21 protein-coding genes are annotated in these 23,930 nt (G+C 56.2%); 1 reads left to right on the top strand and 20 read right to left on the bottom strand.

Annotated features, from left to right (window positions below):
* Window positions 1-26 precede the first annotated feature (26 nt).
* A complete protein-coding gene (locus F4555_RS01860; RefSeq protein WP_036342646.1) occupies window positions 27-266 on the bottom strand; it encodes an RNA-binding protein in 240 nt (79 codons plus the stop codon).
* Window positions 267-271: 5 nt separating this feature from the next.
* The gene (gene rpsP, locus F4555_RS01855; protein ID WP_004015494.1) at window positions 272-751 is read right to left on the bottom strand and encodes a 30S ribosomal protein S16; all 480 of its coding nucleotides are present in this window, start codon (window positions 749-751) and stop codon (window positions 272-274) included.
* A gap of 580 nt (window positions 752-1,331) precedes the next feature.
* On the opposite strand from rpsP, the gene F4555_RS01850 reads away from it, so the two are divergent.
* Complete coding sequence (locus tag F4555_RS01850) at window positions 1,332-1,829, top strand: GtrA family protein (RefSeq protein WP_004015492.1); 498 nt, start codon at window positions 1,332-1,334, stop codon at window positions 1,827-1,829.
* A 50-nt stretch (window positions 1,830-1,879) separates the two neighbouring features.
* On the opposite strand, the gene F4555_RS01845 is transcribed toward F4555_RS01850, so the two are convergent.
* The 18 genes from F4555_RS01845 to F4555_RS01760 all read right to left on the bottom strand — a co-directional run bounded on the left by F4555_RS01845 (window position 1,880) and on the right by F4555_RS01760 (window position 23,838).
* On the bottom strand, window positions 1,880-3,100 hold the full coding sequence (locus F4555_RS01845; protein WP_115325518.1) for an ATP-binding protein: 1,221 nt from the start codon (window positions 3,098-3,100) through the stop codon (window positions 1,880-1,882).
* 389 nt (window positions 3,101-3,489) lie between these two features.
* Window positions 3,490-3,888, bottom strand: a complete 399-nt coding sequence (locus F4555_RS01840; protein ID WP_081456789.1) for a hypothetical protein — start codon at window positions 3,886-3,888, stop codon at window positions 3,490-3,492.
* A gap of 110 nt (window positions 3,889-3,998) precedes the next feature.
* Window positions 3,999-4,337 (bottom strand): transposase, encoded by a 339-nt coding sequence (locus F4555_RS01835; RefSeq protein ID WP_081456788.1) that lies wholly within the window; start codon window positions 4,335-4,337, stop codon window positions 3,999-4,001.
* Window positions 4,310-4,585 (bottom strand): TIR domain-containing protein, encoded by a 276-nt coding sequence (locus F4555_RS11505; RefSeq protein WP_081456787.1) that lies wholly within the window; start codon window positions 4,583-4,585, stop codon window positions 4,310-4,312. The genes F4555_RS01835 and F4555_RS11505 overlap by 28 nt, the downstream gene beginning before the upstream one ends.
* Window positions 4,586-5,362: 777 nt before the next feature.
* The gene (locus F4555_RS11030) at window positions 5,363-5,848 is read right to left on the bottom strand and encodes a hypothetical protein (RefSeq protein ID WP_260399980.1); all 486 of its coding nucleotides are present in this window, start codon (window positions 5,846-5,848) and stop codon (window positions 5,363-5,365) included.
* 146 nt (window positions 5,849-5,994) lie between these two features.
* On the bottom strand, window positions 5,995-6,351 hold the full coding sequence (locus tag F4555_RS01820) for a hypothetical protein (RefSeq protein WP_248613727.1): 357 nt from the start codon (window positions 6,349-6,351) through the stop codon (window positions 5,995-5,997).
* 15 nt (window positions 6,352-6,366) lie between these two features.
* Window positions 6,367-6,840: a hypothetical protein gene (locus F4555_RS01815; RefSeq protein ID WP_004017504.1), complete on the bottom strand. Its 474-nt coding sequence runs from the start codon at window positions 6,838-6,840 to the stop codon at window positions 6,367-6,369.
* A gap of 207 nt (window positions 6,841-7,047) precedes the next feature.
* Entirely contained in the window at window positions 7,048-7,320 is a 273-nt protein-coding gene (locus F4555_RS01810; protein ID WP_004012919.1) for a type II toxin-antitoxin system RelE family toxin, read from the bottom strand.
* A complete protein-coding gene (locus F4555_RS01805) occupies window positions 7,304-7,603 on the bottom strand; it encodes a type II toxin-antitoxin system RelB/DinJ family antitoxin (protein ID WP_004017510.1) in 300 nt (99 codons plus the stop codon). Before F4555_RS01805 ends, F4555_RS01810 begins: the two co-directional genes overlap by 17 nt.
* 530 nt (window positions 7,604-8,133) lie before the next feature.
* Window positions 8,134-9,303 carry an Fpg/Nei family DNA glycosylase gene (locus F4555_RS01800; RefSeq protein ID WP_004017500.1) on the bottom strand — a complete coding sequence of 390 codons (1,170 nt, stop codon included), beginning with the start codon at window positions 9,301-9,303 and terminating at the stop codon, window positions 8,134-8,136.
* 308 nt (window positions 9,304-9,611) lie between these two features.
* Complete coding sequence (locus F4555_RS01795; protein ID WP_255312803.1) at window positions 9,612-9,875, bottom strand: hypothetical protein; 264 nt, start codon at window positions 9,873-9,875, stop codon at window positions 9,612-9,614.
* A gap of 113 nt (window positions 9,876-9,988) precedes the next feature.
* The gene (locus tag F4555_RS01790; RefSeq protein ID WP_004017505.1) at window positions 9,989-11,185 is read right to left on the bottom strand and encodes an amidohydrolase family protein; all 1,197 of its coding nucleotides are present in this window, start codon (window positions 11,183-11,185) and stop codon (window positions 9,989-9,991) included.
* 38 nt (window positions 11,186-11,223) lie between these two features.
* Window positions 11,224-12,918, bottom strand: coding sequence for a signal recognition particle protein (gene ffh / locus F4555_RS01785; RefSeq protein WP_004017112.1), 1,695 nt, complete (start codon window positions 12,916-12,918; stop codon window positions 11,224-11,226).
* 91 nt (window positions 12,919-13,009) lie between these two features.
* Complete coding sequence (gene ftsY / locus F4555_RS11410; protein WP_004017501.1) at window positions 13,010-14,938, bottom strand: signal recognition particle-docking protein FtsY; 1,929 nt, start codon at window positions 14,936-14,938, stop codon at window positions 13,010-13,012.
* 172 nt (window positions 14,939-15,110) lie between these two features.
* On the bottom strand, window positions 15,111-18,710 hold the full coding sequence (gene smc, locus F4555_RS01775; protein WP_004012928.1) for a chromosome segregation protein SMC: 3,600 nt from the start codon (window positions 18,708-18,710) through the stop codon (window positions 15,111-15,113).
* A 158-nt stretch (window positions 18,711-18,868) separates the two neighbouring features.
* Window positions 18,869-20,029 carry a dihydroxyacetone kinase subunit DhaL gene (gene dhaL, locus F4555_RS01770; RefSeq protein ID WP_004017507.1) on the bottom strand — a complete coding sequence of 387 codons (1,161 nt, stop codon included), beginning with the start codon at window positions 20,027-20,029 and terminating at the stop codon, window positions 18,869-18,871.
* A 129-nt stretch (window positions 20,030-20,158) separates the two neighbouring features.
* Window positions 20,159-21,736, bottom strand: a complete 1,578-nt coding sequence (locus F4555_RS01765; RefSeq protein ID WP_004012930.1) for a bifunctional folylpolyglutamate synthase/dihydrofolate synthase — start codon at window positions 21,734-21,736, stop codon at window positions 20,159-20,161.
* Window positions 21,737-21,834: 98 nt separating this feature from the next.
* Window positions 21,835-23,838 (bottom strand): M13 family metallopeptidase, encoded by a 2,004-nt coding sequence (locus tag F4555_RS01760; protein WP_004012931.1) that lies wholly within the window; start codon window positions 23,836-23,838, stop codon window positions 21,835-21,837.
* Window positions 23,839-23,930 lie beyond the last annotated feature (92 nt).

Genomic DNA, 23,930 nt, shown 5'->3' with positions numbered 1-23,930 from the left:
CGCGAGGGCTAGGATAGAGGTTTTTCTCAGTGCCGTTCCTGGTCGATAACGTCGACTCGTACCGAGCCGTTGGTCGATAGCGCGGTAGCTACGCAGCGCAAGGCTTTAGCAGTGCGCCCGTTGCGGCCAATCACCCGACCCAAATCGGCGGGAGCAACGCGAACCTCCAGCAATTTGCCGCGACGCAGGCTCTTTTCGTTGACCCGCACGGCTTCCGGTTCGTCTACGATCCCGCTGACCAGGTGTTCTAAAGATTCGGCAATCATCGACATTATTCAGCCTTCTCTTCGGCGGGGGCTTCTTCAGCCGGAGTCCCTTCCGCAGCCTTTTCGGACTCTGCCGCAGCCTTGGCGGCTTCCGCTTCCTTCTTGGCCTTAGCCTCGGCTTCAGCCTTCTTAGCCTTGGCCTTTTCAGCCGCGTCGTCGGCGGCCTTAATTGCCGCTGCTACGTCGTCGCCTTCATCCTTGGTGCGGATGCGGTTTTCAACATTCTTGGCACCCTTGAACTTGGCCCAGTCGCCACTGAGCACCAAGAAACGGTGTACCGCATCAGAGGGCTGGGCACCCACACCCAACCAGTACTGAATGCGTTCCGATTCCAGTTCAATCAGGGAAGGTTCCTGGTTAGGGTCGTATTTTCCGACCTCTTCGATGACGCGCCCGTCGCGCTTCTTGCGACTGTCGACCACCACTACGCGGTAAATCGGGTGATGGATTTTACCAATTCGCTTCAAACGAATACGTACTGCCACTTTTGTGACTCTCCTTGTAAATAAACTTTCGAGCAGGTCTTACCGCAGGCAGGGAAACACTGTGGCGGGGCTTGCTCTGAACTTCCGCAACCACGCAGAGAGGGAGGCGCAGCCACGTTTGTACAGTCTTTGATTATGCCAGATTCCCCACCCTCGGTGCAATTTTCGCGGTGATTTTGCGCATGCCGGAATAACCACGGCAGAGCGTGCCCATTGATAAGAATCGGGATGCCTTGGCAAAGGGCGTGACTAAACCAGGAAAAAACCGGGACACCAGGCGCTATACCGACCCCCCTTACCCGAAATCTCCTGAATTTACCACCGCAGCCTCCACCCGGTAGCCAAATTCTCCTGAATTCGTAACCAACGCTCACCTGCCGACCCGGTCTAGACAAGTATCGGGTTCCCTGGCAAGACCCAACCCACCCGCGAGTATCCCGCTGTCTTAACCCACTGGGCAAACCGGGGCGGGCGGGTGTCCGCCGGGCAACCCAAAGTATTCTGTCTAAAGAGGCGGGCAAACCGGGGCGGGCGGGTGTCCGCTTCGGTTCCCCGACGGGGTGAGGCTTAGGATATAACGGTGAGTCAAAAACCGGGGCGGGAGTCATCCCCTGCGAATCCGCTGGCGCATCTGTGGCGGTGGGGCTGGGGATATTTGCGCAATAACTGGTCAGAGATTGCGAAGTTTTTGATGGTGGGCGGGGCGAACTACGTGGTGGATTTGGCGGTGTTTAACCTGTTCTTGCTGTGGCTGACCCCGCAGTGGCCGCTGTTCGACAAGTGCGTGGCGGTGGCGGTGGCCACGACTTTTTCTTGGATTGCCAACCGGTCTTGGACCTTTCGCGAGCGCGGTGGCCACGGGGTGGCGAAGGAAGCCCTGCTGTTCGTGCTGGTTAATGTTATCGGAGCGCTGCCTCCCCTGGCCTGCCTATGGGTGTCCCATTATTTACTGAGCTTCACTTCGCCCCTGGCGGATAATATCTCGGCCAATATTATCGGCCTGATTATCGGCACCGCGCTGCGCTACGTCCTGTACAAACTGGTGGTTTTTCCTACAAAGACCACAAAACCAAACTAGTCTCAAGTGTTATAGTCGCCTCATGAAAACCGCCGGGGAAACGTGACCTTTCACAGACAAGTATCCGGCAGCAGCCAGGCGTTGTCGCCAACAGATGTGGGAGCGTCGACGGTACAGATGCACCCCCAGTAGGGCACCCGCGTTGCAACCGGCGCGAGCACCTCGAAATTTTTAAAAGGCGCGTGGGGCGTAGACGACACCTTTATTTCTAGGGGGAGGATTGTTTCACCAATTTCCAGAATCAAATCAATCTCTTTTTGGGACTGGTCACGGTAATAGAATACATGTTCACGCAAGCCCTGATTCCACCAAGATCGCAGAATCTCGCCCACCACCCACGTTTCATAGATTGCCCCGGAAATCGGGGAATTTTGCAGCGCCGCCTCGCTGGTGATACCGCAAAGATAACAAACCAGCCCGGTGTCGAGAAAATAGACTTTAGGACGCTTCACCACGCGTTTGCCCAGGTTCCTCGCCCACGCCGGCAACAGGTACACCAGTCCCGAAGACTCCAGCACCGACAGCCAAGAAGTCACGGTTTTCGTATCAACCTGCAAGGCAGCGGCCAAGGCACCCTTGTTTAGCTCCTGGCCGGTACGCGCGGCCAAAAGCCGGACAAACTGCAGGAAAGTCGACTCCGAGCGCAGGTTTAGCTGCTGGTACACGTCACGTTCCAACCAGGTCTGAATATAAGACGAAAAAAACAATTCGGCACTCAAATCCGGGTGGGTAACACCACGAGGAAACTGACCCCGCAAGATTCGTCCGAAACGTGACTGGCTCAGTTTTTGCCGCACGACGGGTTCCGGAAGGGATTGCGCGAGTTCGCCGTGATTGGTCGCCAGTTCATGAGGTGCCAGCCCGTATTCCTCGCGCCCAGTCAACCCACCCAGTCGCAGCACTGCTACCCGCCCCGCGAGGGATTCCGTCACGCCTTTCATGAGGGGAAACACCTGGGATCCGGTAATCCAGTATGCTCCATCTGCGCAGTCATCATCCACCGCCATTTTCAAATACGGGAAAAGCTGGGGTGCATATTGAATCTCTTCAATAGTAACCGGCGGGCGATGGCCCGCCAGGAAATCCTGGGGGCGGTTTTGCGCCATATCACGCTGAAACGGGTCATCCAGGGTGACATACTCGCGTTCAGAATCGCCCAACTGGCGCAAAACCGTGGATTTACCAACCTGTCTAGGACCGCTGAGCAACAGCACGGGAAAATTATCAGAACCATGCCTCACGGCAGCTTCCAGATGTCGCGTAATATACACGGCGCCCCCTTCCCTAGCCTCTTTTGGGGATTTTTCCCTCTGTTCAAGCCATTATAGACCCTGCCCACCAAATCTGGAGCGCAACTCCAGAAAATCAGGAATTGAACTCCAGATTTGTCAGAACCGGCCAACCGCCACGCCGAGGCACCTAGATTCTGCCCCGAAACTGGTTTTTCCGGTGCTCTAGCGTTTCCCAATTCGGTTGGTCGCCGGTTCATGAGGTGCCATCCGGGGTTTTAGGCGTAAATTCAGGGTAGAGACGGGTCACTTGTGACAAAATCAGGAAAATTCGGGGTACACTGGTCGATTTACCCCACGCCGAGCCGGTTTTTTCCTGAATTTGTCACGCCTATCCCCGTATCCTGTGTAGCATCCTGCAGTAATAGGTATCAAAATTGGTTATCTGAGCGAATCTTATCCGCACTATAGCTACGAATCAGTTCTGTAACGTGACTCGACAGTTTTGATTCCATTTTGGTGCGTTTTGTTTCAAAATTCATAACCCATTCCCGCATCCCTGGAATCAAACTTTCGAGCCCAGAAAAATCAAATGTTTTATCTTGTACAAGGCTGGTTTGAATATTTGCTCTCAGGTTTTCGTTATAATGAGTAAGCAAATAACACAGGGAAGTTCTGTTGGGGTTGCAGCTATCAGGTAGATTTGTCGAAAGTATCTTAAGGCAGCGAGTCTCATCAAAACATAATGTCATAAAATTACTTCTAAGATGTGTTACAACATCCCCCAATAGAAGAAAATCTATAGGCAAAATGATTTCGAGTAGTTTCATCCAATGAAATAATATTAGGTAATTTACGAGCCTCCTGTTTAACCTCTTCTAATATAGTGAAATATGACTTGCGTTCTTTAATATTCTTTCTTCGAGCCCAATCCATATCTTTAAAAAGCACGAATTCTTTTAAAATTACCTATATTACCCACAATAAAAGAATAATAATCAGACCATCTTTCTTGCTGAGGTAATGCAGGTATAGGCTTAGTAAATACCGACTGAATTTCTGGGGACAAACAAAACTCTAACCAATCCGCTGTCCCAGTACCCAGGTCTACCTTTTCAGATCGTTCTTTTACTGTTGAACTACTTTCACGTTTATCACCCCTTTCACGGCGGGATTTAATCAATTTATAAAGCTTCTCAGCAACACCTCTTACTATTTGCTTATATTCTTCAGAACCTGTTTTAATAGCTGCTAGCGTCTTTGGTAGTTCATGATACATATATTTTTTAGCTTTTTTAGCTCTGTCTTCGGCTGATTGGACTCATCCAAAGGCTGCATAATCAGAGACAACACATGCGGGACATGATCCTTTTCTGCCAGATGAAAAAATTTATTAAACTCGTAACAACAATACTCCGAACGAAAATACCTCGGAGTTACCATAGCCAAAAGAAAATCCGTGTACAGTAAATCATTTTCGATAGTTTTATGCAACTCCGCACCCCACTCGATATTATCCTCATCGATAAATAGTTCAACAGCTTCACCGAAACTTTACTCCAAGTTTTTAATAATATCTCGCACCAAATCAGTAATAGCGCCATTAAGATAATCGTTGTCATCGTGATGATAGCTGACAAAAAAAGTAGTAAATTCGCGATTAGGTTCATTCTCTCCTACAGTCATGTGCCATTACCTTTCTTATACAATAAAATCACATCACACTGTCAGCATTCTCAGTATCAACGACATTCACAAACGTCTCGTTCGAATGCCAGAAATTCTCTGCCTATTTTTTAGAGGTACGCTTGGGGATGCCAAGTGTAGCTTGGCATCCCCAAGTTTCCCCGTTTCTCTGAAAGGGTTGGTCGGGCGAAACACGACTAACTCCCGGCTGGGTGGGTCTTGGGATGGGGTTCCCCCGACCCACGGTCTTTGTTTACCTGTCTGCCGACCCGCCGCCTTAGCGCCTGACGGCTTTTACCCGCCTAGCGTCGCTGTTTTGGCGGCTGTGGTGCGGTTCGCGTCGCTTCTGCTGCTAGTGGCACGTAGCGACGAAGCGTTGGGAGCGCACGTAACGAGACTGCTGCGGCGCGTAGCGTAAGCCACATAACACCGCAGTCACAGAGCGAAGGCGTTAAGAATCAATCCAGTGAATTGATTTAGCCGAAGCACTTTGAACGACGCGGCCGCCAACCGCCGAAGCAGCACACCCAGGCAAGCACCTCATGAAGACGGCGAAACGTAAGCGACGGAGGCGGCGCAGCGAGGTGCGACGCGCAGCGGGACTGAGGGGTGAGACTTTCACGAAGTGAAAGTCGAGGGGAAACCTCCCCTTTTGTCCCGCCAGCGCGCACCCGTAAGCCGCCGAAGCAACACACCACGCCCGCGCGAAGGCGGCGCAGCGACGCGGCCGCCAACCGCCGAAGCAGCACACCCAGGCAAGCACCTCATGAAGACGGCGAAACGTAAGCGACGGAGGCGGCGCAGCGAGGTGCGACGCGCAGCGGGACTGAGGGGTGAGACTTTCACGAAGTGAAAGTCGAGGGGAAACCTCCCCTTTTGTCCCGCCAGCGCGCACCCGTAAGCCGCCGAAGCAACACACCACGCCCGCGCGAAGGCGGCGCAGCGGTAAGCCGCCGAAGCAACACACCACGCCCGCGCGAAGGCGGCGCAGCGGCGCAGCGGCGCAGCGGTAAGCCGCCGAAGCAGCACACCACGCCCACGCGAAGGCGGCGCAGCGGCGCGGCCGCCAACCGCCGAAGCAACACACCCAGGCAAGCACCTCATGAAGACGAGGAAGACCCACGGACATTTAGCGAGCAGGAAGAAAAACCCCGCCAGACAAAAGCACAGGTCACAGGCCTACCCAGCTGTCGCGTTCACTCTGAGTAAACACTAAATGTCCGTGGATTTTAGGCCAGAGCGCACTTAGGCTAGGCCGGGACAGCGGTTTTAGGGACAGACTTGGCGAAAGGCTGGGCGTGGGTTTCGAGGTATTCGTCAAGTAAATCCAGCGTAGCCTGGGCATAGTCACCGGGTTCATCGGTAGTGAACTGACGGATTTCAGCAATAAACTGTGGGGTAAGCATCACCTTGAAATCGAAGATATCGCCCATCAGTTTGAAGACAAGGATGTTATCCCACTCGGAGTAGGTATAGTCGAACAACACAGAAAATCTCGACTCCGGAACCTGATTGATGATGAAGCACGTCAAGCGACCCCCCAGGGAGTCGTCGCCCCAGGGACTGTCAAAATCACTTTCTTCCCAATCATCCCAATTCCGCTGCATAGCCATAATTCTATCCTATTTCCGCCGTTTCTGGCTGACCTTAACTTCCTTACCATTCCTCCACAGGCGCACACCCCGACCCCTGACGGGGAACATGTGAACCTGCTCTGTTTCAGTTGCAGACGCAACGAAAAAGCACTCTATAGTGATTTCTACCCCCAGGTAAACACCAGTGAATTCTAGACGGTTTTTCTTTATAACCGGCCGGTCTTGTATCAGATGGTAGAAGGCGTCGCGCACGGTTTCCGGTGTCCAGTCGGCGGGGAACTCGGAATGCTTCTTTTTGCCCCGGCCGTTGGGGATGGCGCCCCACACGTGGCCGCCACTGACCCGCTTAGTCACCGGGGCAGTCCTGCCGAAACAAATGGCGCGGAGGATTTCCTCGGTCAACACCGGCATGGGAAGACTCCCATCGGGATTCCACGACGGGAAACCAGTCAGCCACCAATACCGGGAAGGCTCATCCTTGCCACCCATACCCTTGTCCACGAATCAACCCATCACCTGAATCAAAAGCAACATACAGATATCATATACTATCTACAAACATATTAAAGCATCTAACTTAGGTTAAACGGATTAAATCCACGTAACTGTGATTTTCGATTGACCCGGGTCATGCGGTGGATGGCAGAAAAACAAGGATTTCAGATGGCACCTCATGAAGACGGCACCAGCATTGGCAGCAGAGCGTCGCTATTTGTAGATTTCTCGGCGGTGTCCCAAATCTACGGCTAGGATGAGCAGTCTCTCGTCCACAATGTCGCAGATGACGCGGTAATCTCCTACCCGGTAACGCCAGTAACCCGAATAGTTCCCGGTCATGGCTTTACCGCGCGAACGAGGATTGCTTAGCCTGGTGATCGCTTCGAGTTCAAGGATGATTTTTTCACCTGCTTGCGGGTCAGTTTTCTTGAGTTTCCGCAATTCTTTGGCTGCCCGCTTGGTGAAATCAATCCTCCAAGCCATAGAGAGCCTTCATCTCTTCGAGACTGACGGTGTCAAGTATTCCGGCGCGGTAGTCAGTGGAATCCTGCCGGAGTGAACTAAAGTACGCTTCGCGGGACTCCGCCGGCGCGGCGAATTCGAAAGGAATACGCCGCTCGTCACCGACGTAGCGCAAAAACCCCGTAATGGCACTGGACATGGGCAGACCCATGGCTTTGCAGGCCGCCTCGGCGCGCTTTTTGACCTCACGCGGAACGCGTACGACAACTTGGTCTTTTACGATGGTATCGGCTGCAGTGGACACTATTCTTACCCCCCTCCTACCCGAATGTTAGCTTTAGTATATCGCATAGATAGCAATCGGTGCGGCATGGGAAGACTCCCATCGGGATTCCACGACGGGAAACCAGTCAGCCACCAATACCGGGAAGACGCGTCCTTGCCTCTGCCCATGAATCAACCCACTGTTCGAACCAAAACCAACATACAGATATTATACACAATCTACAAGCATTAAAAGGCATCTAATCTGGGTTAGATGAGTTAAAATCCACGCAACCAAGACTTCCGATCACCCCGGGCCATACGGTGGATGGCAGAAATTTGGGAGAATTTGGGGGTTAGGCTCAAATATATGAAGCCCCACCCCCATTTTTTCACAAATTTCTGCCATTTCCAGAAAAACAAGGATTTGGGATGGCACCTCATGAAGACGAGGAAGACCTACGGACATTTAGCGAGCAGGAAGAAAAACCCCGCCAGACAAAAGCACAGGTCACGGGCTTTACCAGTTGACGCGTTCACTCTGGGCGAACACTAAATGTCCACAGATTGTTAACGCTGACAACGCGGGCACCAGTAGAGTTTACGCCCGCCCACGACCGCCAGGCGCACCGTCGCCCCGCAACGTACACAGGGGCGACCGTCGCGCTGATAGACGTAATAGCGCTGGTCAACGGCCTGGGCTTCCCGTCCCGCAGCGGCCTCGCTTGCGGCGAAAGCGGCCGCATCCTCTCGCCCAATCGTGGTGATACGCCCCGATTCCACTCCACGCGCCATATATTCCACCAACCAGTCCCACACCCGGCGCAGTTTACGCTCGCTGACTTCGCGGGCGGGAACAAAGGGACTCAACCGCGCCGCAAATAGCGCCTCGGCGCGGTAAATATTACCCACGCCCGCGATCACGTTTTGATCCATCAGGCTCTCCCCGATACCCTTTTTGCGGGTGGCGGCGCGTGCCACGAAATGCGTGAACCGGGCATCCGGTCGCAGTGGGTCGGGTCCCAGACGTGCCGCAATCGCTTGGGTTTGCGCCCAATCCAGCAGCTCACAGCGGTTTGGTCCGCTGAGATCAGCCACGCCGTGCGGGTTCATGAGGCGCAAGCGCACGGTGCCCACTGGCGCAAAGACTCTGAACTGGCCGGGCATCAAAAACCAGCGATCGGCAAAGTGCTCGTGGGGGGCGAAAGCCGAGCCATCGGCACGAGTATGGGCGGGAATCTCGCGGATAGTGACGTTTTCCCCAGAATCCACCAAGGTCACTTCCAGGCCGGAACCCAATTCCGCATCCGTATCGAGGCCGGAACCCGGTTTGGCGTCGTGCGAAGTTTGTTGCGCTTCGATATCTGGCCGACTGTCCTCCTGATTTTCCGACTCCGGGAGTAACCAGTGCAATGGCTCGTGAAACACCGCATCCCCGGTGAAACGCCAGGAACCGTAAATCCCCAGATGCACATGCAACCAGGTGAGAGCATCCTCGGAAATGGCGCCTCGTGAACCCCCCTCCGTAACCGCAACCACAGACGCAACCTTCAGGTCGGCCGGGGCAAAACCCAAAAACAGGTGCTTCCCGTGCACCCGCACCGCTACCAAACGCTGGCCGTCAAGCCGGGTGGCACCCGCCGCGAAACGTCCCTGGGGCGAAGACGCACTCAGCACCTGGCCGCCCAGCAAGACCCTAAACTGCCCGGCCAAACGATGAATCGAGTGTCCCTCCGGCATATTTGCACCTCCCCTGCGGCTCGTTTATATAGTTCTCAGACTCAAAGCTACGGAGTCCAAATGGCTGGATTTTTCCCACACGCCAACCACGGTTTCCCAGGCTTCGCTCGGTTGGATTCACAAATCGCATTGGTGCGCCAAAGCCGCCTCCCATTCTTGAATACTGGGTGTCTTACGCGGCAGAGTCAGCCTAGTGGGAGGTTTACCACTCGGCTCAAGTTTAGCGTAAATCCTGGCTGTCTCGGAGTTTGTGGAGTCCCACAGCTGGATACGTATAGAAATTGATTCGAAACTGTACACGCTGGGAGTCACACTATTAGCGGTTGCGAGAGGAACTGGTTCCACAGGGATTGTAGTTTCTGGGTTTGGGCGAGTTCCGTTGTTTTGGCGCGATTCACGTGTGCCAGTAACGCTCGTACTGCGTTTAGGGCTTCATGAGGGGCTAGCCCCCAATCCGGGCGAGACACTAAATCCAAGAGAGCCTGTTCCCGAGTTTGTACCCGGAAATAACCGAGACTGGATTTTACTATCTCGAAGTCCTGGACACGGCATCCCTTAGTAGAAAAATACACCCACACCCATATGTTATATATTTCCTTAAAGGTAATAAACTGCATAATTAATCGGGACTAGGTTAGTGGAGAATCGCGATTTAGCTAGATAGTCCTGCGATGCGGCGCAAAACTTACAGTTCCGTCACCCGGGCACCGGCCACGGGCTCGCCGCGCAGCACCACCAGGGCGGGGCGAGCGAGCACCGCGATGTCTGCGCGCGGGTCGCACGGATAGACCACCAGGTCAGCCGGGGCACCCTCGGATAGCACTGGCACACCCAGGAAATCGCGCGCCCGCCAAGTCGCTAAATCCACGATTTCCGCCGGCCGCAAGCCTAGGTTCAGCCAGCGTGCGAGCTCGGTGGGCAGCGACCCATGCGCCTGGTATCCCCCCGCATCGGTGCCGGGCAATAATTGCACCCCGGCCGCCAGCAAACTCGCCTGGTGTTCGATATTGCGCTGGTGCATGGCGCTCATGGTCGCCGCGTACACCGGGTATTTCGCGCCGGCTTGGGCGGCAAAATCCGCAAAACGCGCAATCTGCAACATAGTCGGGGTGACGGGAATGCCGCGCCGCGCGGCCTCCGCTATGTGGTCAGAATCCATGCCGGTGCCATGTTCTATACAGTCCACTCCCGCGTCCAGCAAGTCGTCTATGGTCGCCCGGGCAAAGGTGTGGACGGTTACCCGGGCGCCGTGTTCATGAGCGGCTTGCACCGCGTCACGCAAAATCCGCCCATCCCACAGGGGGCGCAAATCTGAATCCGCACCATCCGCCCGGTCTATCCAATCCCCCACGATTTTCACCCAGCCGTCACCCCGCGCGGTCTGGCGAGCTACCTCGGCGGGCAGGTCGTGGGGGTTTTCCAGCTCCAACCCAAAGTAGCGCAAGTATCGTTTCGGGCGCGCCAAGTGCGCCCCACAGTGAATGATACGCGGCAACTCGGGATGCTCGTTTATCCAACGCGTGTCCACGGGCGCGCCGCAATCGCGAATCAAGAGCACCCCCGCATCCCGGTCGGCTCGGGCTTGGGCTTCTTGGGTGTCGCAATCCACCGGACCGGATGAACCCAGACCGACATGGCAATGCAAATCGACCAAACCGGGAACAGCCCAGCCGCGAATCTCGCGGTAAGTCAGGCCAGCTTCGGGGTGGCGGCTGACCACCCCGTGGTGGACATAAAGACTGCCATCAACCCAGGTAGCGGGCGGCAACGCCTTGCCGCTACCGCCATCATTTCCGTTGCCCGTATCCCCCGCCGGGGAATCCCGCCACAGGAAAGAACCGGTAAATTTCAAATGGCCACTCATGAACCCGACACCCCCCAATGACGACGAAACACACCCCAGCACACGCCCAGGCGAGCCTACATGCCACCCAACATGCGCTTAATGTCATCGGGCAAGTCGTCCACCGTCAGAGCCGGTTGCCCGTCGGCGGACTTTCCGGGAGCACCCGCGCCCATTGCGGCACCCGCACCCCCGCCGAGGCCCCCGCCGAGACCGGGCAGACCGCCGACACCGGGAGCACCGGCTTCCAAGGCAGGCGGCAACGCCGCGCCCCCCACCCCACGCTGCTGCAAGGCCTCACGAGCCTGACGAGCCGCCTTGGCGGGATTACCAGACTTGGCTTTGCGCTGTGCCTTGGATTTCTTGCCGCTCTTGGCTTGCTGCTTGGCCTTGGAATGCTTGCCCATCCCCGGCATCCGCCCGAAGCCCGGCATCATTCCCATGCCGTCTTCGCCGCCGACGCCGGCCATTCCAGCCATGCCCCCCATCATTTTCTGTGCCATCTCGAAGCGTTGTACCAGGCCGTTCACATCGGCCACCGTGGTGCCAGAACCCGCCGCAATCCGAGCGCGGCGCGAGCCGTTAAGGAGCTTCAAGTCTTGGCGTTCCGCCGGGGTCATAGATCGCACAATCGCCTCGATACGGTCAACTTCGCGTTCATCGAACTGGTCGAGTTGTTCACGAATTTTGCCCGCCCCGGGCATCATCCCCAACAGTTTCTTCATGGAACCGAGTTTGCGGATTTGTTGCAGTTGCGCCAAAAAGTCATCGAGCGTCAGTTGCCCAGACTGGATTTTGCCAGCCATCTTTTGGGCTTGTTCCATATCAAAGGCTTCCTGTGCCTTTTCAATCAAAGACAACATATCGCCCATATCAAGGATGCGTGAAGCCATGCGATCGGCGTGGAAACGCTCAAAGTCATCCAAACCCTCGCCGGTGGAAGCAAACAACACCGGTTTGCCGGTCACCCCACGCACCGACAGTGCCGCGCCGCCGCGAGCATCGCCATCCAACTTGGACAGCACCACCCCGGTGAAATCCACGCCCTCTTGGAAGGCGCGCGCGGTGCGCACCGCGTCTTGACCAATCATGGCATCGAGTACAAAGAGAACCTCTTCAGGTTGAACTTCGTCGCGGATAGCGCGGGCTTGCGCCATTAGCTTCTCGTCCACGCCCAGGCGCCCGGCGGTATCCACAATCATCACGTCATAGCCGGAACCGGTAGCCAAAGCCAAGCCGCGCCTGGCCACATCCACCGGGTCGCCCACCCCATTGCCTGGTTCGGGGGCAAATACACTCACCCCGGCTTGTTCGCCGACAATCTGGAGCTGGGTCACCGCATTGGGACGCTGCAAATCGGCGGCCACCAGCAGGGTTTTTTTGTCTTGCTTACCCAACCACTTGCCGAGCTTGCCGGCCAGCGTGGTTTTACCGGCGCCCTGCAAACCCACCAGCATAAAAACTGTCGGGCCTTTGCCAGGCTTGACAAAGTGCAGCTCGCGGGCTTCCCCACCCAGAATTTCTACCAGCTCGTCATTGATAATCTTGACAATCTGTTGGGCAGGATTCAGTGCCTCGGAACGAGCCGCACCATAAGCCTTTTCTTTAACCTGGGCGGTGAAATCCTTGACGACTTCCAAGGCCACATCGGCTTCGAGCAGGGCACGGCGAATCTCGCCTACGGTCTGGTCTACATCGGTTTCGCTGAGTTTGCCTTTCTTACGAAGATGCTTAAAGGAATCAGCGATACGGTCTTGCAGTTTGTTAAACACCTTTCGATTCTATTAGGCACGCCGCAAAACAGACAAATACACCCCGATTCTTAGTAAGCTTCGGCGTTGAACCGAGACACCAAAGTATGGGCTATGCATCCAACAGGGCATCCGAGAAATCCCCGGGCACAAACGGCGCCAGGTCATCTGGCCCTTCACCCAAGCCCACCAGTTTCACGGGAATTCCCAGTTCGCGCTGCAAAGCCACCACAACCCCACCTTTGGCCGAACCATCCAGTTTGGTCAGTACAATGCCCGTAACCCCCACCGCTTCAGTGAAAATCTTGGCCTGGGACAAGGCATTTTGCCCGGTGGTAGCATCAATCACCAACAACACTTCGGTGATGGGAACCTGTTTTTCGGCCACCCGTTTGATTTTACCCAACTCGTCCATCAGTCCGGCTTTGTTCTGCAAACGCCCGGCAGTGTCTATCAGCACCACATCCGCGCTGTTATCCCGGGCGGCTTTAGCGGCATCGAAAGCCACCGAGGCAGGGTCGGCTTTGTCTTTCTCGGAGCGAATCACTGGCACGCCCACGTGGCTGCCCCAAGTTTCCAGCTGTTCCCCGGCGGCGGCACGGAAGGTATCAGCTGCACCCAAAACCACCGACTTGCGGTTGGCCACCAAGAAACGCGCCAGTTTCCCAACCGTGGTGGTTTTGCCACCCCCGTTGACCCCCACTATCAGGACACCCACGGTGTTTCCTTCGTGGCCTTCCGGAACGTCTAGGTTCAGATCTCGGTTGGCGTGACGATCCAGGAAATCCCCAATCATCCGTTTGGCCATGCGCCGCACTTCCTTGGCGCTCTTGGTTCCGATAACTTTCTGTTTGGTCTTCAGCTTTTCAATCAGTTCCAGCGTGGCTTCCACCCCGAAGTCGGCCGAAAGTAGCTCGTCTTCCAAGGCCTCCCAGTCGGATTCCTCCAGGTCAGCACGACTGAGTACCCCCAGTATTGCGCGGCCGAATTTGCCCTTGCCCGCCAGGCGTTCTTTCAACCGGCGCAGTCGCGAGGTCTTAGACTCAGGTTTGTCCAGGGGTTCTTCCGTGGCGGTCGGTTCGGGGCTGTCCGTGCCCGTTTCCTCGGGTTGCGCTTCCGCCGGTTCCTCGCTCGCGTTTTCAGCCACATCCGCCGGTTCCTCGGTCGCGCCTGTGGGTTCCGTTGGGGTTTCCACTGGGGTTTCCTCTTCACGAGGTGCCATCCCAGCGGCCGGCTCGACTGGCGAAATCTCGGCTGGTTCCTCGATAGTTTCCGCGCTGTCTTCGGATGGCACCTCATGAACGGAATCATCCGCAACCGATGCACCCACCGCGACCGATGCGCTCAACTCAGGCTCCGGCGCGGCCTCGGACGAATCGGGGGAAAGCGCCGCAGCTTCAGCCTCGGTCTGACCCTTAACATAGGTGCCGTCACGCTTGGCACGCGCAATGTAGCGCGCTTCTTCCACACTCTGGCCAGCCAACGGAAAGAAACACAACCCATCGGGATCGCACACTGCATTGGGCGGCTTGACTGGCTCGGCTTCAACCTCGAAATCGTCGTCGTCATCTTCAAAATCAAAACGCGAGGTTGCCTCGGGGAATTCCCCGCCCGCCGTCGAAGACTCCCGGTCGAGGTTCGTCGTGTCTTTCCGCGAATCCTCCGGCACCGTCCCGAATCCGGTAATCGCTATCGACGAACTGGTCAGGGACTTGGACTCCCCGGATAATCCCCCCATGAACAGTCCAATATTTTCACCGGAATGCGACTGCGGTTCGGATTCAATTTCCAAATCAGCATCCACCGGCTCCATATTTTCCCGGCGAATCCGCTCTAAGGTATCAAGCAACCGGTCTTCATTGCGAATCCGAGTTTGTTGAGAATCAATCTTGGTAGCACTGATGACGATAAGGATAACGATTACCACCAGAGTAACGGGGATGGCAAAAATAAGAGGATCTGTATAACCGCCAGTCCCATTCATATTATCAATCAATACCGCCGCTACATCCATCTTTATGCCCGTCGCTATGTTTTTCAAGGGATTTAACTCCAGGGATAAGCAGGCCGCCTAATGGCCACGTCCCCGCTCCCTATTCTATCTCAAACCCACCAAGCTTCCGACTTTCCCCGTATTTTCACGGCCATTTTTTGGCATTTACTGAAGTTTCTCAGTATTGCAAACCATTCCGGTTTATTTACCCTGCCCGCACTTATCCCTTTTCATGAGGCGACGCCAAGCGTTGAGATATAACCGTAGTGGTACCATCCCGCATCGTCACCCCATAGAGCGCATCCGCAATCTCCATGGTGCGCTTATGGTGGGTGATGATAATCAGCTGAGAATTTTGCCGTAGAATCTCAAAGACTCCCAGTAAACGCGAAAGGTTCACATCGTCCAGAGCCGCTTCGACCTCGTCGAGCACATAAAACGGCGAGGGGCGTGCCTGGAAAATCGCAAACAAGAACGCTAAAGCCGCCAGGGAACGCTCGCCGCCGGACAACAGACTCATGCGTTTCACATTCTTCCCGGCGGGACGCGCGTGAATGTCAATCCCCGTATTCAACAGGTCTTTCGCGTCAGTCAGTTCCAGGCGCCCTTCACCACCGGGGAATAACACTTCGAAAATCTTGGTGAAAGCCGCCGCCACATCGGTAAAAGCCGCCCCGAAAACCTCTACCACCTGGCGGTCTACCTCAGCTACCACATCCAACAGGTCATTGCGAGACTTCTTAAGGTCAGCCAATTGATCAGCCAAGAACTGGTGGCGCGCCACCAAAGCGGCATGCTCTTCTAGAGCCAGGGGATTAACCTTGCCGATGCGCTTCAACTCGGCAGCGGCTTTGCTTTTACGCGCCACCTGTTCCTCGCGCACATAGGGTACATGTTCCACAGTTTCGCCGGACTCGTCAAAAACCGGCACTAGATTGTGCGGCCCAAACTCGGATATCAAGGTGTCTTCGTCCAGGCCGCATTCATTCTGGGCTTTTTCCAGCAGGGATTCCAGTTTCGCATTTACCTCGGTCAATTTCAGCTGATCTTGGAGCGAGGCATCATTAAGTTCCCCGCGTTGACGTTGTAAATCATCCAGATTCGCCCGCAGCATCTCGATTTCTTGATTAAGGCTTTCCCGGTTGTTTTGCGCCACTTCCCGTTGGGCGGCGGCAGCGGCACCAGCCGCATGAGCCAGTTCACTGGCGACCTGCGACTGCCTCAGCACGTATTCGGCACGGTGCCGGCGCTTTTCGCGCAGCCGCGCCGCCGATGCCGCTGCCGCAGCGGCCGCTTTTTCCTTGCCGATATTTCGCCGCAAAGACTCGGCTCGTGATTCCAGGGATTGCAGGGAATCAGTGGCTCGACTCGACTCGATAACCGCATTAGCCTTGGCGCTTTGCGCGGCTGATACCCCCGCGATTGCCTGGGTTAAAGCGGTTTCCAACTCGCCGATTTGGGTTTCCTCAGACTGTCCCGACTGGGACTGCGCCGCCTCCAGTTCGGCCTGTGCCGCCGCGAGTTTTTCTTGACGTTTGGCTGCTTCCTCGCGGGCAGCGGCGATATCCTTAGCCACCCGTTCAGCCTCGGCCCCAACAGTGGCTTGACGAGCCTTCGCGGCAGCGACTTTGGCGGCAGCGGCGGCCATCTGGGCATCTTGGGCTTTAAGCTCGGCGACTAGCTGCTGGTGTTGGGTTTTCAAATCGCGCAAGTTGGTTTTGGATTTCTCCAGGCTCGCGTTAAGTTTGTCGACTTCACGAGTTGCTAACTCGGATTCCTCGCTAGCCTCATTGAACTCTGTGGCGCGACGCAAAATACCAGCCTGGGGATCGCCACCCCCCAGCACCCGGGTAGTAGACAAATAATCCCCCACCTGGGTAACGGCGACCGTCGCCTGGCCAGCGCCCACCAGCTCCCGGGCGGTTCCCAAATCGGCACAGGCCACCACCCCAGACAACAACTGGGTGACGACCCGGGGCAGTTTCTGTCCGGGATGCGCCGCCACCAAATCGACGGCCCAGTGTGCCCCTTCGGGCAGTTTCCCGGGGGGTTCACGGTTTTCTGATGGCGAGTCGCTCGGGTTCCCCAAGCAACTCGCACCCCCCGGATTGGCCACCAGCAGGTGCAGCTGCCCGGATTCGTGTTCACGCACAAAACGAATCGTGTCGGCGGCCTCCTCTATCCCGTTGGCCAATAACGCCCCAGACCAAGCTCCGAACACAGCCCCGATAGCTTCCTCCCACCCGTCTTGCACCACCAGAGCTTCCGGCAAACTACCTTGAATCCCGCTCAAATCTGCCGCTAGCACCGCTTGCCCGGCATCTTGGGGTTTCAAGGTTCCCGCCAGCACCTCGCGACGTGCCGCCCAGCGCGCCGCATCGGCCTGAGCACTGGCCAAGGTAGTACGCAGCTCTGCTACTTGCGACTCGGTGGTGGCCACTTTGCCCGCCACGGCCTCTTCCGCTTTAACCAGCGGATTCTCACCCTGCTGAGGATTCGGAACAGTGTCAGAGATTTCGGCAAGTTCGGCGGCCGCCGCCGCTGCCCGCTGCTGGGTTTCCCGCCGGCTTTCCTCTAGCCGCGCAATTTTCTGGGTGGATTCTTCAGCTAAAGACGTAGCGGTGGCTACTATCCCGCGCAGCCTTTCCAGGGCTTCCCGCCGGTCAGCTCGTGCCCGCTGGATGGATTCAATGCTCTTGCGCACCTCCAGTTCCGCGATTTTAGCGGTGTTTTCCGCCTCGATACTGGCCGCGACTTCCTTCTGTCGGGTTTCCACCAGAGCCTGAGCTGCCGCTATATCGGATAGGGTTTGAGCCAGGCGCTCCTCTAGTTCACTGGTATCCACCTGGTGGTTTTGCGCCACATCAGCGGCGGTATCCAAAGCCTTGACGCGCTCGGCCGCCTGATTACCTAGAGAATCCAAACGTTCCGCCACCTGATTTAGTTCCGCCCAAGTCTGAGTCAGATTTTCCAAATCCGGAACCACCTGGTCAAACGTGATTTTCACCGCCGAGAGTTTCTGGTTCAGCGCCGCAATCTTAGTTTCAACTTCCTGGATGTGTGCCGCGATTTGCGCCTTGGAAGTGGTTTGACTCTGAGCCTTTTCCCGGTATTGCGACACAGAATCGGCCAACAGTCGCGCCGTAGCGTCACTGAGCTCGGCTTGTACCCGGGCGGCTTTCCGAGCCGCTTCGGCCTGTTTCCCCAAAGGTCCCAGGCGCTTGCCCACATCATTGGTCAAGTCTTGAACCCGAGATAGGTTTACCGCCAAACTTTCCAGTTTCCGCAAGGCTCGATCCTTGCGCTGCCGGTGTTTCAACACTCCCGCAGCCTCTTCTACAAAAGCCCGCCGTTCCGCCTCCGAGGCCGACAGCACAGTATCTAACTGTCCCTGACCCACAATGACGTGCATTTGCCTTCCCATCCCGGTGTCAGAAAGCAACTCTTGAATATCGAGCAAACGCACCGGGGTGCCGTTGATGGCGTATTCTGAGCCCCCCGAACGAAACATGGTGCGCGAAATCGTCACCTCGGAGTATTCAATCGGCAACGCCCCGTCGGTGTTATCCACGGTCAGCTGGACTTCCGCGCGCCCCAGGGGTGCCTTGGTTTTGGTGCCGGCAAAAATCACATCCGACATCTGCCCGCCGCGCAGGTTCTTTGCCCCCTGTTCGCCCATCACCCAGGCCAGGGCATCCACCACATTGGACTTACCCGACCCGTTGGGACCGACCACACAGGTCACACCCGGTTCCAGGGACATGTGAACCGTGTTAGCGAAAGACTTAAAGCCTTTCAGGGTCAGGTTTTTAAGATACACGCATTTACTCTAACCTAGTTGACAGGCCTTGCCCTATTTTCCTGGTTTAGCTTTTCCAAGCCCGGATTGCCTAAACCATGCTGTCACCCCAGTGATTCCCAAACGTGAATAGCTCACCTGCGGTCTCTAATCGAGAATATCGTATGTCCCTAATCCCATCAGGACACTGCTGATTCCGCCGCGTTTTCCACCGCCAAGTCGATTCCCAAGGCCGAGGCTATCTGGGCTCCAGCTTTCACATCCTCGGACTGCGCGCTATCCTCGCCCAGCAACCGCAAGGCCGCACTTTGAAACGATTCGGCCTGGGTGGCTAGGTTCCCGGGAACCGCTGGCGCAGCGGGTACAGTTGGGGCGGTTGCCGACGCGGCTGGGATTGCGGCCGGGCTTTGATACTCGGTTTCACGAGGTGCCATCGAGCTCGGTGGACGTATATTTGAAACTGTGGCCAGTCCGGGTTTCCTAATCCCGCCAACTTCCACACTGGCACCTAATGAACCCGAATCCACCCCCGACGGGGCGAAACCCGACTGCGCCACCGCTGCTGTGGACGCCGCCTCAGAACCAGTCTCGAGGGGAATCTGTACCTCCAGGCTCTTTAACACGTCTTGAGCCAGATGGGACGGCCTACTCGCACCCCCCGGCAAACCCGTTTTTACGCCAGCCTCCAAAGAACCGTGGTTTTCAAAGCTCTGCGCTGTAGCAGCGGCAGACTCGAGAATCCAGGAAGTGGAAATCGCCCCGGGATCAAGGTGCCCAATCGAACGCTCCCCTAGCAGCGAAGCGCGACCCTTCTCGGCGGTCATCGACAAGGTGCTTTGTGCCCCATTGGCCGCTGCCGCCGCCGCGACACGCAAAATCTCGGCACAATCCGAACCCTTAGTCAAAGCCGCCGCCGCGTTGGTTGCCGCTGGATACCAAGCATCCAGCATGGTTTTACCCCCCGGTTCGGCTCCGCCGCGCTCTGCAATGCCCTCCGCCGCCTTGACCAGCATCATCGCCAGGCACTGCGGGTCAATTTCGGTGGCTTCCTTGGGAATAGCTTTAGCGGCTCGCAAAAAAGCCGTTCCCAACAGCGGCCCAGAGGCACCCCCGACAGCCGCCAACAGTACCGTCCCAGTGGTATGCAGGGCTTTACGCGGGGTACTGATTTCATAGTTAGAGAGTTTTTCTTCTACTGCCGAAAACCCCCGCGCCAAGTTTTCACCGTGATCCCCATCGCCGATTACCGCGTCTAAATCCGTCAAATACGCCTGTTTTTCGCGAAAATTCCGCGCCGCAGCAGCAATCCAGTTAAGTACCCACCTGGTCGTCAAACCCATGCGCACTCCTTTCTGTTTGCCTACCGGTTACGTTTTACGGTTACGTTTTCCGGCTTCATGAGGTGCCATTGCCGAGCCGCCCTCACCGCTAAATCCGCGTCATACCTATTCTACTGGTCGCGACCGTTCTTAGTCGCGGTTCAGTACCATGCGAGCCATCCCACTCAAAACCACCGATCCGAACACCAAAACCCCGCTAGTTCCGGGGGGTGCCTGCTGGAGATCATCAATCTCGCCGGCCTTGGCGATGGCCTCAGCCATAGTGTCGGCGACGATAACCCGGTCGGAGCCAAACACGTCTTCAGCAATGCTTTGCAAAGTCTCCAGGGAGGCGGCCCGCGACCCTGGCATCGGGGTCACCACCACCTCGCCTAGAACGGGTTCCATAATCCCCAAAACAGTTTCAATGTCTTTATCGGCCATGGCCGAGTATATTCCCACCGTATGTTCCCACCGCAGGTCTTCCGCTACGGCCTGCGCCAAGGCTTGTACCGCCCCGGGATTATGCCCAGCATCAGCCACAATCATCGGAGAAGAATGCAGCACTTCCAGGCGGCCCGGCGAAGACACCTCTGCAAAAGCCTGTGCTACTGATTCCCCGTCAAGTGCCTGCCCGCCCAGCTGGGCTTCCACCGCAGTCAAAGCCATCGCCGCGTTTTGGGCTTGAAATGCCCCGAATAGCGGCAAGAAAATATCTTGATAAGTCGCGGCGGGGGTGCGAATCGTTAAAATCTGGCCGCCGACGGCCGCCACGCGACCCAATACCTCGAAGTCGCGTCCTTCATAGCGCAGCGTGGCATCTTGTCGGCGGGCTGCCGCCTGGATGACTGCCAAAGCTTCCTCGGGCTGATGCGCCACTACCACATTCGCGCCACGCTTGATTATCCCAGATTTTTCGGTGGCAATATTAGTCAATCCTTTGCCCAACCACTGTTCGTGCTCAAGGCTGATTGGCCCGATTACGGCCGTGTCTGCGTCGATTACATTGGTAGCATCCCAACGTCCTCCCATCCCAACTTCCACCACCGCGACGTGTACCGGGGCATCCGCGAAAGCCGCATAAGCCATTACGGTCAATACCTCGAAAAAAGACAGCTGCGAGCCGGGATGTGCGTTTTCCCACAGGGCTAGCTGTGCCTCGATGTCTTCAAAAGCGGCGATAAAGGCTGCGATGGAAATCGGTTCACGGTCTATCGCTATTCTTTCCCGCACGTCGCTTAGGTGCGGGGAGGTAAACCGTCCGGTGCGGTATCCCAACACGCCCAGCAAAGCTTCAATCATTCGTGCGGTCGAGGTTTTCCCGTTGGTGCCGGTGACATGTACCGAGTGGAACAGCTCTTGGGGGTCGCCCAGATAATCCAAAACCCCCGCGACCCGCTCCAAAGTGGGTTCTATCTGGTGTTCGGCACGCCGCGCCAACAGGGACTGGTAGATGGCGGCAGCCTGCGGGTTGGTGGTGGTGCCGGGGCCGAGGCTTACGCTGGGACGTGGCTGGGCAAGCTGCTCGGCCAAGACTTCGTCTTGTTCCGCGCTCAGCTTCGCGCCGTCTTTGTCCCGTAGCGGTTTGGCCTCGGGCACGTCGGTTTCGGCTTCACGAGGTGCTTTCGCGGCCAACAGGTAAGGTATCAACTCCGGGTCTATCTCTAGCCCGTTCACGAGGGGCTTTTCCGGTTCCCCGGCAGGGGCTGGTTTCTGGTCTGGACTCACTCCCCCATACTAGACCACCATCATAAATCCCGCGATGAACCCAAGTCAGCCCGAAGCAATCCAAATCAGATACCACCCCAGGTCACCGGGATATAGTACTACCAGATACGGACGCGCGACTCGGGTTCTATCCACAAATCATCGCCGGGTTTGAGCCCGAAAGTCTTGGCAAACAAGTCCAGGTTTGCCACCACCCCGTTACAGCGGAACTCGGCGGGAGAATGCGGGTCAATAGCGATTAATTGTTTCGCGGCTTCCACCCGGGTTTTATTTTGCCAACTGAGCGCCCAGGAATAAAAGAATCTTTGGGCGCCCGTGTAGCCCTCGATTACCGGGGCATCCGCTGGATCGTTGATTCCTTGGTCTTTGAGCGCCAACAGATATGCCTTCCAGGCAATATCCAAGCCCCCGAGATCCCCAATATTCTCGCCGATAGTCAAAGCACCGTTGACGTGGAATTCTTCGGGCAAGCCCCGGGGCACATACTGGTCGTATTGGGCAATCAGAGCCCGGGTTCGTTTTTCGAATTCTTTCAAGTCGGTTTCAGTCCACCAGTTTTCAACCTTGCCGTGGCCGTCAAATTTGGCCCCCTGGTCGTCGAAACCGTGCCCGATTTCATGCCCGATAACCGCCCCAATCGAGCCGTAGTTCACCGCATCATCGGCCTGGGGGTCGAAAAATGGCGGCTGCAAGATTCCAGCGGGGAACACAATCTCGTTGTCAGTGGGATTGTAATAGGCGTTGACCGTTTGCGGGGTCATGTGCCAAATCGTGTGATCCACCGGTCCACCCAGCTTATCTATCCAGAAATCGGTTCCGAACTGGCTCGCGGAAGCTACCTTTTCCACCAAGGTGGGAGCCGAAACATCGAGTTTCTCGTAATTGCGCCACTTGTCGGGATACCCGATTTTCGGGGTGAACAGGCTCAGTTTCTCTAGGGCTTTCGCGCGGGTTTCCGATCCCATCCACTCTAGAGAAGAAATCGACTCGCGATAGGCCGCAATCAGGTTATCCACTAGGCGAGACATTTTTTCCTTGGAATCCGGGGGGAAATGCCGCGCCACATAGAGTTGCCCCAAGGCCTCGCCCATCACCGAAGAAGCCAGGGAAACCCCACGCTTCCAACGGTCACGAATCACCTCACGACCCGCGAGACGTTTGCCGTAAAACTCGAAGTTCGCCTGTACCAACGCATTTGAAAGCAAGGATACTTGGCCGTTTAGAGCCTGCCAGGTCATCCACAGGCGCAAGGTCTCGAAATCAGTCTCGGCCCACAACTGATCCATACCCGCAAAGAAATCAGGCATCCCCACGTTTACCTGGGTAAACATTTTTTCGGGCAGCCGCGAGGCTGCCCGCCAGGCATCGAGATCAAAAACGGGCAGCTTCGCGGCCAGTTCCGCCCAGGTCATCGGGTTATTGGTGGCATCGGTGTCACGGGTCTTGACGTTATCCCAATGCAGCCGCGCGATTTCTGTCTCAAAATCGACCACGGTGTTACCCGCCGCCTGGGATTGAGACTCGCTACTCATGAACCCCGAGAGAGAAAACATCCGCCCCACGTGTTCCCGGTAAGCTTGGAGCACCTCGCGGTGTTTTTCTTCTAAGAAATAGGCACGCTCCGGCAAGCCGATACCGTCTTGGCTAAAATAGTTGATATAGCAATCCGGGTTATTCAAATCAATGTCGATTCCCATCGAGAAAAACCCATCATAGGTGCCCATCTTCCAGGTTTTAGCCCACAAATCACGCAAATCACCCTTGGTTTTCGCCGTCCGCAACGGCGCAAAGAGACGCTCCAAACTGGGGGCACTATCAGCCTCTACCTGAGCCTCGTCCATAAACGAGCCATAGAGCGCAGCCACCTTCCCGGCCAGCTCCCCCGCGATTTTCCCCTCCACACAATCTTCGATAATGGCGCGAACCTGTTTCTCGCTGTTCTCGGTCAAAACATAGAACGAACCGTCCGCACTTTTATCCGCTGGAATCTGGCAGGCCTCTATCCATTTGCCGTTGACAAAACGGTACAGGTCATCTTGAGGGCGGATATTATTATCAAATTCATTGGGGTCAAGCGCCCCGAGCAAGGGATTTTTCGTCATGCTCTCCACCCTATCAGCGTTGTGTATCGAGGGTGAAGCCGAACTGGCACCTCATGAATCCGCCACCACCCGCAACGTCATCACCACCGCGA

This window comes from Mobiluncus mulieris, assembly GCF_014204735.1.
Classification (GTDB): Bacteria; Actinomycetota; Actinomycetes; order Actinomycetales; family Actinomycetaceae; genus Mobiluncus; species Mobiluncus mulieris.
This window is presented reverse-complemented; position numbering and strand designations above follow the sequence as displayed.

Excerpts from the sequence above, each read along its gene's own strand:
- F4555_RS01820 (WP_248613727.1), bottom strand. The coding sequence starts at position 6,351 with ATGCAGCGGAATTGGGATGATTGGGAAGAAAGTGATTTTGACAGTCCC.
- F4555_RS01860 (WP_036342646.1), bottom strand. The coding sequence starts at position 266 with ATGATTGCCGAATCTTTAGAACACCTGGTCAGCGGGATCGTAGACGAA.
- F4555_RS01760 (WP_004012931.1), bottom strand. The coding sequence starts at position 23,838 with ATGACGAAAAATCCCTTGCTCGGGGCGCTTGACCCCAATGAATTTGAT.
- F4555_RS11030 (WP_260399980.1), bottom strand. The coding sequence starts at position 5,848 with ATGAGGTGCTTGCCTGGGTGTGTTGCTTCGGCGGTTGGCGGCCGCGCC.
- dhaL (WP_004017507.1), bottom strand. The coding sequence starts at position 20,029 with ATGGGTTTGACGACCAGGTGGGTACTTAACTGGATTGCTGCTGCGGCG.
- F4555_RS01810 (WP_004012919.1), bottom strand. The coding sequence starts at position 7,320 with ATGGCTTGGAGGATTGATTTCACCAAGCGGGCAGCCAAAGAATTGCGG.
- F4555_RS01840 (WP_081456789.1), bottom strand. The coding sequence starts at position 3,888 with ATGAAACTACTCGAAATCATTTTGCCTATAGATTTTCTTCTATTGGGG.
- F4555_RS01800 (WP_004017500.1), bottom strand. The coding sequence starts at position 9,303 with ATGCCGGAGGGACACTCGATTCATCGTTTGGCCGGGCAGTTTAGGGTC.
- F4555_RS01835 (WP_081456788.1), bottom strand. The coding sequence starts at position 4,337 with ATGTATCATGAACTACCAAAGACGCTAGCAGCTATTAAAACAGGTTCT.